We start from the raw sequence: 11,494 nt of genomic DNA, 5'->3' as shown, positions 1-11,494 counted from the left end.
CTGGAGGAATCATGTTCGCGAATCTCAACGGATGGCACGCCGTCATCATCATCGCCGTCATCCTGCTGCTCTTCGGCGCCCCCAAGATCCCGCAGCTCGCCCGCTCGCTCGGGCAGTCGATGCGCATCCTGAAGACCGAGATCCGCCAAGAACCGGGCGCGAAGGGCGCTTCGGACACCCCGACCGCCGGGGTGGCGGACGGAGTCGAGTCGCGTGTCCCCACTTATGACGACACTTCGACTAAAGCTATCTGAGAACCCGCCAGCTTTTGCTTGACCCGTTTATCATTAATGCCGTAGCGTTCCGAAAAGCGAGCATGTGGTTCCCCTACCTGTGAGCTGAATCACCCCTCTTCTCGTGCAAAGGAGCATCATGAACGACGATCTCATCGATCGCAGCGACGATCCTCAGCTGGGGCGCAGCCTCGGTCTCTCCCGACGCCAGCTGCTCGCGGCGACGACGGGCATGGCCGCGGCCGCCGCACTGGGAGCCGCCGCATTCGGCGCAGGCAGCCCGGCCCGTGCCGCGACCGCGGCAGCGGCTCGAACCGCCCCCGGCGCCAACGGAGTGCTGATCCCGCCCGGCAAGCGCGGCATCATCCTCTACACCGTGCGCGACGCCATCTCGCGCGACCCGAACACGACCGACCTGGCCTCGGGCTTCAAGGAGGTGTTCCAGGAGCTCTCGCGCATCGGCTACAAGCAGATCGAGTTCGCCGGCTACGGCCAGCACGCCAATGCCGAGGGCGGCAACGTCAACAATGTCGCCGGCGCGCACCTGCTGCGGTCGTGGCTCGACGACAACGGGCTCGAGGCCGAGGGCAACCACGGCTCGATCCCCTCGACGATCACCGACGCGTCGCTCGCGGCGTTCGACGCCCAGTGCGAGGTCGCGAACATCCTCGGGTTCGGCCACATCGGCACCGGCGGCGACCCCACGGGCAGCGCCTACGTCGCCGACTGGCAGGCCGCAGCCGATCGGTGGAACATCCTCGGTGAGCGCGCAGCCGGTCACGGGCTGAAGCTGTACACGCACAATCACGACGTCGCGTACAGCTTCCTGCTCGACAGCGGCCCGCTCGACGCGCTCGGCCGCCCGACCCGGTCGAGCGGCACCCGGCGCCTCGAGTACTTCCTGGCGAACACCGACCCGAACTACGTGTACCTCGAGATGGACATCTACTGGGCGCACGTCGCGCAATACAAGCACAAGGTGTTCACCGCCCCCGATGGCAGCTCGGTCGAGAACATCTTCGACCCCGCCGCCGTCGCCGCAGCCCAGACCATGCGGTTCCCGCTGTTCCACGCCAAAGACGGGCGCAGCAACCCGAACACGGGCAACGGCTACGACATGGTTCCGTTCGGCACTGGAGACATCGACTACACGACGTTCTTCCAGCGCATCGGAGCGGGCGGCTACCACAACCCCATGTGGGAGCAGGACACGGCCCCGGGCGGCGCAGCCAACCCCGGCCAGTCCCTCGCGTTCGCGCAGACGTCGTACGACAACATGGCCGCTCTGCGCGGCTAGCGCACCTGCCCCGGGCCGGCCCGTAACGCCGGCCCGGGGCATCCGCAATTTCCTTTCTCATGACACCCCTCTTCCAAGGAGACACTCATGTCAACACCCCGGTTCCGCTTGGGCGCGCTCGTGCTCAGCGGACTCCTGGCGGTCACGTCGCTCGCGTTGAGCGCCGGGCCCGCCTCTGCCCATGAAGGGCACGACCATGGCGACGAGGTCAGCGCCACCACGTGGGCCAACTACGAGCGCGTGACCCTGTCACGCGACGTCGGCGAGCCGATCGACCTCGCCGTGCTTCCCGACTCGAGCGTGCTGCACACGACCCGCAGGGGAGAGGTGCGCCTCACCGACCCCACCCAGGGCACGACGACCGTCGTCAACACGATCGACGTCTACGCCAACTCCGAGGACGGCCTGCAGACGATCGCCCTCGACCCAGGCTTCGAAGAGAACAACTGGGTCTACCTCTACTACGCGCCCCGCACGATGACGGCGCCGTATCCATCGACGACGCCGACCGGTTCGGCGCCCAACACCCTGCCTGCGGGTGCCGACGAGTCGTACTGGGACCAGTGGAAGGGCTACAACCAGCTCAGCCGCTTCACCTGGAACGCCGAGACGAAGTCGCTCGACCTCGCGAGCGAACAGGTGATCATCAAGGTCGACGTGCAGCGCGGCCAGTGCTGCCACGTCGCCGGTGACATCGCCTGGGACAACGACGGCAACCTGCTTCTCTCGACGGGCGACAACACGCCCGCGGGCACCCCGGGTGCCAACGGGTACGCGCCGAACAATGACCGGGTCGGCTACAACCCCGGTCTCGACACGCGTCGCGGTGCCGGCAACTCGAACGACTTGCGCGGCAAGATCCTGCGCATCGACGTGCAGGACGACGGCTCCTACACGATCCCCGCGGGAAACCTCTTCGCACCGGGAACCCCGCTGACTCGACCCGAGATCTTCGTCACCGGCCTGCGCAACCCGTTCCGCATGGACTACAACGCCGAGACCGGCGCGGTCACGTGGGGCGACTACGGTCCCGACGCGGGCACCGCGAGCGACTTGCGCGGCCCGATGGGCTATGTCGAGTGGCAGAGCACGACCAAGCCGATCAACGGCGGATGGCCGTACTGCCATGGTCCCAACGCGAACTACAACGACTGGGACTACGAGAACCTGACGCAGGGTGACTGGTTCGACTGCGAAGCCGGTCCGCTCAACACCTCGCGCCACAACACCGGTCTCGAGCAGCTGCCGCCCGCAACCGCACCGCAGATCTGGTACGGCGACCAGCCGACGCACCAGCCGTGGCCCGAACTCGGGGCCGGAGGCCAGGCGCCGATGGGTGGCCCGACCTACCAGTACGACGAGGAGAACCCGGCGACGACCAAGTTCCCCGAGTACTGGGACGGCAAGGCCTTCATGGCCGAGTTCTCGCGCGACCGCATCTTCGCGTTCAGCCAGGACGACCCCGACGGCGAAGTCACGAAGATCGAGGACTTCCTGCCGAACTCCGCGCTCAACGCCGCGGGCATGCCCCCGTGGGACAACGTGATCGACTTCGAGTTCGGCGCTGACGGCTCGCTCTACGTGCTCGACTACGGCGACGGCTTCTTCCGCCCGAACCCCGACGCCGGCCTCTACCGGGTCGACTACGTCGAGGGCACCAAGGGTCCGCGCGTCCAGCTCGACGCATCGGTGACATCGGGCCAGGGCCCGCTCGCGGTCGACTTCTCGGCCGCCGAGAGCACCCACCCCGACGGCCTCGCGCTCAGCTTCGCGTGGGACCTCGACGGCACGGGCACGTTCACCGATGGTGAAAGCGAGATCAGCCACACCTACACCGAGGACGGCCAGTACACCGCACGTGTGCGGGTCACCGACTCGAGTGGGCGCGTCAGCCTGTCGTCGGTCGTCATCACGGTGGGCAACACGGCACCGACGATCGAGATCGTGACTCCCGAGAACGGTTCGTTCGCCGACTGGGGCGACACCGTCGCCCTCGAGGTGAAGGTCACCGACGCCGAAGACGCCGAGATCGACTGCTCGCGTGTGCTCTGGAGCTACGCCCTGGGTCACGACAACACGCACTCCCACCCGCTGTTCACCGGAACCGGCTGCACCGCGGAGATCGAGATGCAGGAGGAGGCCGGCCACGGCGAGACCGAGAACATCTACGCCCAGATCGGCGCCTCGTACACCGACGGCGGCAGCGCGACGGCTCCGGAACTCTCGGCCGACGACGTGACGCTGATCAACCCGCGCGAGCTGCAGGCCGAGCACGCCGACGCGAAGGGTGGCGAGACGACGATCGTCGATGACGAGACCGCGCACGCGTTCCGCAAGGTCACGTCGTTCGACCCGGGTGACTGGCTCGCCTTCGACCCGGTGAACCTCGTCGGGATCACGGGCGTCGAGGCGCGGGCGACCGGCACCGGCACCCTGGCCCTTCGCTGGGGCAGCGATGACGCCGAGCCGTTCGCGACGATCGATGTCGCGAGCACCGGCACCGAGTGGCAGAACGCCGCGACGCCGCTGGTGAACGTGCCCGAGGGCACCGACCGGCTCTACGTCACGAGCACGGGCGGGGTCGACCTCGACCAGCTGGCGTTCACGACGTCGGCGAGCGACATCGGGGCGCTGCTGAACGCGCTCGACGCCGATGGCCGCATCACGCACGGCGCGGCGACGTCGTTCGGCGACACACTGGCGGAGATCGACGCGGCGCTCGCTGCCGGCGACACCGCCACGGTCATCAGCAAGCTCGAGTTCATCGTCACGCAGGTCCCGAACAGGATCCGCACCGACGATGACGCAGCGGCGCTGGTCATCCGCGCGGCAGAGGCGGTGATCGCCGACCTCGAGTAGCCCGTCGCGAGACGCCTGCCACGGAAGCCCCGGTTCGTACGCGAACCGGGGCTTCCGCCGTCCCGGGCCGGGGCTTTCGGCTGCCCGCGGTCGGTCGGCTCGGTCGACGCCCTCCCGCTCTGCGCGAATCACCCCAAAGTGTCGCCCGGCGGCTTCGAGGACGGCATTTTCGGGTGACTCGGTAGTGCGAGCAGCGAGTCGGACGGTCGGGTCGGTGCTCTGGCGGGTGATCGGATGTCGCAGCGAAGTGTCGAGGCTTTCGGCCGTCGATCGACAGGCTCGATCGACGCGCTCTTGCGCGAGTCACCCCGAAGTGCCGCCTGGCTGCGTTGCGAACGGCATTTTCGGGTGACTCGGCAGTGCGTGCGGCGAGTCGGACGGTCGGGTCGGCGCTCGAGCGCGGCGAGCGGATGTCGCAGCTGGGTGCCGGGGCAGGCGGCCAGGTCACGAGCAGTCGGATGTCCCGGCCGCGGCTGTCTCTCGCACAGACGCGCTCACCGGGGCGAGGCGACATCTACGGTCGCCGCGAGCGCATGGATCGTGCGCCGGGGGAGTGGCGCAGCATGACCGTGAAACGCGTTCTGGGCCGCACCCGTAACGTGCGACCCAGAACACTGCGGCACCCCTCTTCCAAGAGGACCAGCCCCAGAATTCTAGTTCTCGCAGCTGGATGCAAGCTCCCCCCCAGCCCGGGGGTGAACTGCGCACGAGCATGGCCGGGGCAGCGGCATCCGCTCGCTTGCCGGTTACTGCCCCGCGAACAGGCCGTCGAGCCCACGACAGACGGCGCCGAGCACACGACTGCGCCCCGACGACCGATGATCGCCGGGGCGCAGAGAGGGGGATGGGTCGCCCCGCTAACTCGATCGGCCGGGGCGGCTCGCGAAGCGCTGCTGCAGCAGCACCGCCACCACGATGATGACGCCCTTGACGATCTGCTGCACCGATTGCGAGAGGTTGTTCTGGGTGAACACGTTCGTGAGCGTCGAGAAGATGAGCACGCCGAGCACGGTGCCGACGATCGTGCCGCGGCCACCGACGAGCAGCGTGCCGCCGACGACGACGGCCGCAATCGCATCGAGCTCGTAGAGCAGGCCGTGGGTCGAGGTTCCGGCGGTGGTGCGGCCGAGCATCATGACCGCGGCGATGCCGGCGCTTACCCCGACGAGCACGTACAGCCAGACGAGGTGGCGCTTCACGCGGATGCCGGCGAGGCGCGTCGCCTCGAAGTTGCCGCCGATGGCGACCGTGCGGCGACCGAAGGTCGTGCGACCCAGCAGGAACCAGCCCGCGACGGCGGCGAGCAGGAAGATCCAGTTGAGCCACGCGATGCCGAGGAAGTCGCCGCGGAAGAAGTCGAGGAACCCCTGCACCGAGACGACCTGCGTCGTCTTGTTCGAGAGCAGCTCGGCCAGCCCGCGCGCACCTACCAGCATGGCCAAGGTCGCGATGAACGGCACCACCTTGCCGTAGGCGATCACGATGCCGTTGACGAACCCGGCGGCACCGCCGACGGCGAGGGCGACCACGACCATGAGCAGCCAGCTCGTCTGGTCGGCCGCGGCCTGCACCCACGACAGCGAGGCGACGACCGAGGCCAGCCCCATCACCGAGCCGACCGAGAGGTCGATGCCGCCCGCCGTGATGACGAACGTCATGCCGATGCTGATGACGCCGATGATCGAGGCGAACCGGATGATCGTGAGGAAGTTGTCGACGTTCCAGAACCGGTCGCCGGCCGTGATCACGCCGACGACGATGAGCAGCGCGAGTGCGATGACGAGGCCGAGGTTGCGCCCTGCGGCACCGCTGAGGAATCGCTGCATCGCATTGGCCGACTTCTCAGGAGGGGCCGCCTGGGTCGGCGCCGACGGCTCGTTGACGGTGGTGGGGGTCTGCTCGCTCACGCGGCCGTTCCTTTCATGACGAGGTCGAGCACGCCGTGCTCATCGATCTCGGTTGCGGGGGTGGAGTGGAGGACGTGGCCGTCGCCGATGACGAGCACGCGGTCGGCGAGGCCGAGCACCTCGGGGATCTCGCTCGACACCACGACGATCGCGGTGCCGGCGTCGGCGAGTCGACGGATGAGGGCGTAGATCTCGGCACGGGCTCCGACGTCGACGCCGCGGGTGGGCTCATCGAGCAGCAGTACCCGGGTGCCGTGCACGAGCCAGCGGGCGAGCATGATCTTCTGCTGGTTGCCGCCCGAAAGGGTGCCGGCGGGGCGATCGGGATCGGCCGGCCGCAGCTCGAGCGCTTCGATCTGCTCGCGCGTGACGGCCCGTTCGCGGCGCTCGTTGAGCAGGGCGCCCCGCGCATAGCGGGCGAAGCTCGAGAGTGTGACGTTCTTGAAGATCGGCTCGTCGAGGATCAGGCCTTGGCTCTTGCGCTCTTCGGGAGAGAGGCCGATGCCCGTGGCGACCGCGGTGTCGACGGCGCCGGGGCGCAGCCGCTTGCCGTCGACCGAGACCCTGCCGGTGGTGGCGCGGCGCGCGCCGTACACCGTCTCGAGGATCTCGGAGCGGCCCGAGCCGACCAGGCCGGCGAGCCCGACGACCTCGCCGGCTCGCACCTCGAACGAGACATCGGTGAACACGCCGCGTAGACTCAGCCCGGCGACATCGAGCACGACCGGCGCGTCGGCCGGCAGTTCGCCGCGCGGCGGGAAGACGAACTCGACGTTGCGGCCGGTCATGAGGCGGATGAGCTCGGGCGTCGGGGTGTCGGCGACCGCGAGGCCGCTCGCCATGCTCGCGCCGTCTTTGATGACCGTGATGCGGTCGCCGATCTGGCGGATCTCTTCGAGGCGGTGCGAGATGTAGATGATCGCGATGCCCTGCGAGGTGAGCTCGTTGACGACGCGGAACAGGTTCTTCACCTCTTCGGCGTCGAGCACGGCGCTCGGCTCGTCCATGATGATGAGCTTCGCGTCATGCGAGAGGGCGCGCGCCATGCTGACGATCTGCTTGTTCGCCGCCGACAGCGTGCCGACCTCGCGGTGGGGCGAGAGGTCGCCATGCCCGAGCCGCTCGAGCAGCTGGCGTGTGGTGCGCGCGGCGCGGGCGCGGTGCAGCACCCCGCCGGTGGCCAGTTCGTGACCGAGGAAGATGTTCTCGGCGATGGTCAGGCCGTCGACGACGTCGAGCTCTTGATACATCGTGGCGACGCCCATGTGGATCGCCGCAACCGGATTGGGGATCTCGCGTTGCTCGCCCTGCCAGAAGATCTCGCCGCCCGAGGGCTGGTGAGCGCCGGCGAGGATCTTGATGAGCGTCGACTTGCCCGCACCGTTCTGGCCGAGCACGCAGTGCACCTCGCCCGCGACCACGTCGAGATCGACGCCGCGAAGCGCCTTGACTCCGGCGAACTCCTTCGTGATTCCGCGCATCGAGAGTAATGACGCCGTGTTATCACCTTTGATCATGCGATGAACATAACAGATGTACCCGTCGCGGTACCAGTCTCTTCGGACGAACGTCTTCGCATGACGCGCGCGCGATGTGCGTGCGCGCAGCATCCTCAGGCGGGACATCCGCACTTATGACGATTGACAGAATTAAGTTGACAACGAACGAGCCACTTATGCTACGGTGACGAAGTCAGCGAGGACGACACACGGCCAGCCTCCCCGGGCAGACGCCGGCACCCGCCCCGCCGGCACTTCTGCGAATCACTCACATTTGGAGGAACCATGCGCGCAGCGCGTACTCGAGGGCGAATGCTCGCCGCAGCCGGCGCCATGCTGGCGGTCGCCGGGCTCGTCACCGGTTGTACAGCCGGCACCGACAGCACCAGCTCCGGTCCGACGAACAACGCCAACAACACCGAAACCGGCGAGACCGTTCGCATCGGCTGGTCGGGCCCCGCCGCCGACCACGGCTGGCTCGGTGCCATCAACTCCGCGGCCATCGCCCAAGCCGAGCAGTACGACGACGTCGAACTGATCGTCGCCGAGGGCACGAACGACGCGAACCTGCAGATCAGCCAGGTCGAGACGTTCATCAACGACGAGGTCGACGCCATCGTGCTGCTGCCGACCGACGGCGCAGCGCTCACCGAGGTCGCAATCAAGGCGATGGAAGCCGGCATTCCGGTCATCAACGTCGACCGCGAGTTCTCGAGCACGTTCGCCGCCCGCGTCACCGTGCTGGGCGACAACTACGGCATGGGCGTCAGCGCCGGCACCTACATCTGCGAGCAGCTCGGCGACAACCCCGACGCCGTCGTCGCAGAGATCGCCGGCATCGACTCGCTGCCGCTCACGCAAGATCGCTCGCGCGGCTTCGCCGACGCGCTCGAGGACTGCGGGCTCGAGGTCAGCAACCGCGTCGCCGCCGACTTCACCGTGCAGGGCGGCGAGGCAGCGGCATCGCAGCTGCTCGCCGCGGCGCCCCAGATCGACGCGCTGTGGAACCACGACGACGACCAGGGCGTCGGCGTGCTCGCGGCGATCGACGCGGCCGGCCGCGACGAGTTCTTCATGGTCGGCGGCGCCGGTTCGAAGAACGCGATGGAGGCCATCAAGTCGGGTGACTCGGTGCTCGAGGCGACCGTCATCTACCCGTCGACGCAGGGTGCCGACGGCGTTGCACTCGCCCGTCTCGTCGCCCAGGGCAAGTCGCTGAGCGACCTCGTCGAGCAGGACGTGCCGACCCGCATCGTGCTCTACGCACCCGTCGTGACGGCCGACAACGTCGACGAGTACCTGCCGACCGCCTTCACCTCCTGATCGCGTGGGGTGCCGCCGCGACGGCGGCACCCCCGCAACACCCTCGGAACGCCCGCGTCGCATCCACGATGCGGGCGTTCCCCAGACTCGCCCAGCGCGGCAGACGAGAGAGAGAACGATGACCTCGATGCGGGTAGCCATGGTCGGCTACGGATTCATGGGTGCCGCGCACTCGCAGGGGTGGCGCGTCGCGCCCCGCTTCTTCGACCTGCCTGCGCAACCCGAGATGTCCCTCCTCGTGGGGCGCAACGGCGGGCCCGTCGCCGACGCGGCAGCCAAGTGGGGCTGGGCCGAGACCACGACCGATTGGCGCGAGGCCATTCGCCGCGACAACATCGACGTGATCGACATCGTGACGCCGGGCGACTCGCATGCCGAGATCGCGATCGCCGCCCTCGAGGCCGGCAAGCACGTGCTGTGCGAGAAACCCCTTGCCAACACCGTCGACGAGGCCGCCGCCATGGCTGACGCAGCCGCGAGCGCCGCCTCCCGCGGGGTCTATGCAATGGTCGGCTTCACCTACCGCCGCGTCCCCGCAGCCACGTTCGCTCGCGACCTCGTCACGAGCGGCGCCATCGGCGAGGTGCGCCAGGTGCGCGCCGAGTACTTGCAGGACTGGCTCGTCGACGAGAACGCCCCGCTCGCGTGGCGCCTGCAGAAGGAGCACGCCGGGTCGGGCGCGCTCGGCGATATCGGCGCGCACGCCATCGACCTCTCCCAGTTCATCACCGGCCGGCGACTCACCGGCGTCTCGGGCATCATCGACACGGTCGTCGGAGAGCGCCCGCTGCTCGCCGAGGGCAGTGGCCTCTCGGGCACGGCCGGCGCGGGGTTCGGCACCGTCACCGTGGACGACATCGCGTTGTTCAACGGCCGCTTCGACGGCGGCGCCCTCGGGTCGTTCGTCGCCTCGCGTATGAGCACCGGCCGCAAGAACGCCCTGCGCATCGAGGTCTCGGGCTCGCGCGGCGCGATCGCGTTCGACCTCGAAGACATGAACGCGCTCGGCTACTACGACAGCACCGCCCGGGCCGACCGGCAGGGCTTCGCGAAGATCCTCGTCACCGAGCCCGAGCACCCCTACGTCGCCTCGTGGTGGCCCGCGGGCCACATGCTGGGTTACGAGCACGGCTTCGTGCACCAGGCGAAGGACTTCGTCGAGGCCATCGCCACCGGCACCCAGCCGCGACCCTCGTTCGACGATGGCTACCAGGTGCAGCGCGTGCTCGGCGCCGTCGAGCAGAGCTCGGGCGCAAACGGCCGCTGGACCCCCATCGACTGACCACCGTAACGTCGCCAAGGCAACATCAGGCACCAAGGCGGCACCCGACACGAACGCATCACCAGGCATCATGGAGGATTCAGTGACTCGACCGATCACCCTGTTCACCGGCCAGTGGGCCGACCTTCCGCTCGAGGAGGTCGCACGGCTCGCCTCGGGGTGGGGCTACGACGGCCTCGAGATCGCCTGCTGGGGCGACCACCTCGACCCGTGGCGATGGGACGACGACGACTACATCGCCGACCGGCTCGCCCTGCTCGAGCGGCACGGCCTCAAGCTCTACGCGATCTCGAACCATCTCAAGGGCCAGGCCGTCTGCGACGATCCGATCGATGCCCGGCACCGCGACATCCTCTCGGCGAAGGTCTGGGGCGACGGCGACCCCGAAGGGGTTCGGCAGCGCGCCGCCGAAGAGATGAAGCACACCGCGCGTCTCGCGGCCCGCCTCGGCGTCGATACCGTCGTGGGCTTCACCGGCTCGTCGATCTGGAAGTACGTGGCGATGTTCCCGCCGGTCTCGCAAGAGATGATCGACGCCGGCTACCAGGACTTCGCCGACCGCTGGAACCCGATCCTCGACGTGTTCGACGAGGTGGGCGTGCGCTTCGCGCACGAGGTGCACCCGTCAGAGATCGCGTACGACTACTGGACGACCGTGCGCACGCTCGAGGCCATCGGCCACCGCGAGGCGTTCGGCCTGAACTGGGACCCGAGCCACATGGTCTGGCAGGACATCGACCCGGTCAGCTTCCTGTGGGACTTCCGCGACCGCATCTACCACGTGGACTGCAAGGACACGAAGAAGCGCATGGGCAACGGCCGCAACGGCCGCCTCGGCTCGCACCTCGCGTGGGCCGACCCGCGCCGGGGCTGGGACTTCATCTCGACCGGTCACGGCGACGTGCCCTGGGAGGACGCGTTCCGCATGCTCAACACGATCGACTACCGCGGACCGATCTCGGTCGAGTGGGAGGATGCCGGCATGGACCGGCTCATCGGGGCGCCCGAGGCCCTCGAGTTCGTGCGCCGGCTCGCCTTCGACGCGCCCGACGCGGCCTTCGACGCGGCGTTCAGCACGAAATAGCGTCGCCGCC

8 protein-coding genes are annotated in these 11,494 nt (G+C 68.5%); 6 read left to right on the top strand and 2 right to left on the bottom strand.

What is annotated here, in order from left to right; genetic code table 11:
• Nucleotides 1-11 precede the first annotated feature (11 nt).
• The 3 genes from ABD164_RS02125 to ABD164_RS02115 all read left to right on the top strand — a co-directional run bounded on the left by ABD164_RS02125 (nt 12) and on the right by ABD164_RS02115 (nt 4,389).
• A complete protein-coding gene (locus ABD164_RS02125) occupies nt 12-254 on the top strand; it encodes a twin-arginine translocase TatA/TatE family subunit (protein WP_344292921.1) in 243 nt (80 codons plus the stop codon).
• Between the two features lie 118 nt (nt 255-372).
• Nucleotides 373-1,530: a sugar phosphate isomerase/epimerase family protein gene (locus ABD164_RS02120; RefSeq protein ID WP_344292919.1), complete on the top strand. Its 1,158-nt coding sequence runs from the start codon at nt 373-375 to the stop codon at nt 1,528-1,530.
• Nucleotides 1,531-1,617: 87 nt separating this feature from the next.
• Nucleotides 1,618-4,389 (top strand): PQQ-dependent sugar dehydrogenase, encoded by a 2,772-nt coding sequence (locus ABD164_RS02115; RefSeq protein WP_344292917.1) that lies wholly within the window; start codon nt 1,618-1,620, stop codon nt 4,387-4,389.
• A gap of 857 nt (nt 4,390-5,246) precedes the next feature.
• Here the strand turns inward: ABD164_RS02115 and ABD164_RS02110 are convergent.
• Both ABD164_RS02110 and ABD164_RS02105 read right to left on the bottom strand, forming a co-directional pair.
• Nucleotides 5,247-6,296, bottom strand: coding sequence for an ABC transporter permease (locus tag ABD164_RS02110; protein ID WP_425545884.1), 1,050 nt, complete (start codon nt 6,294-6,296; stop codon nt 5,247-5,249).
• A complete protein-coding gene (locus ABD164_RS02105) occupies nt 6,293-7,813 on the bottom strand; it encodes a sugar ABC transporter ATP-binding protein (RefSeq protein WP_344292916.1) in 1,521 nt (506 codons plus the stop codon). Before ABD164_RS02105 ends, ABD164_RS02110 begins: the two co-directional genes overlap by 4 nt.
• Before the next feature lie 294 nt (nt 7,814-8,107).
• Between ABD164_RS02105 and ABD164_RS02100 the strand changes: the two genes are divergently transcribed.
• The 3 genes from ABD164_RS02100 to ABD164_RS02090 all read left to right on the top strand — a co-directional run bounded on the left by ABD164_RS02100 (nt 8,108) and on the right by ABD164_RS02090 (nt 11,484).
• The gene (locus tag ABD164_RS02100; RefSeq protein WP_425545883.1) at nt 8,108-9,118 is read left to right on the top strand and encodes a substrate-binding domain-containing protein; all 1,011 of its coding nucleotides are present in this window, start codon (nt 8,108-8,110) and stop codon (nt 9,116-9,118) included.
• 118 nt (nt 9,119-9,236) lie between these two features.
• Entirely contained in the window at nt 9,237-10,400 is a 1,164-nt protein-coding gene (locus ABD164_RS02095) for a Gfo/Idh/MocA family protein (RefSeq protein ID WP_344292912.1), read from the top strand.
• An 82-nt stretch (nt 10,401-10,482) separates the two neighbouring features.
• Entirely contained in the window at nt 10,483-11,484 is a 1,002-nt protein-coding gene (locus ABD164_RS02090; protein ID WP_344292910.1) for a sugar phosphate isomerase/epimerase family protein, read from the top strand.
• The last annotated feature ends 10 nt before the right edge of the window (nt 11,485-11,494 follow it).

Source organism: Agromyces neolithicus (assembly GCF_039529735.1).
GTDB lineage: Bacteria > Actinomycetota > Actinomycetes > Actinomycetales > Microbacteriaceae > Agromyces > Agromyces neolithicus.
This window is presented reverse-complemented; position numbering and strand designations above follow the sequence as displayed.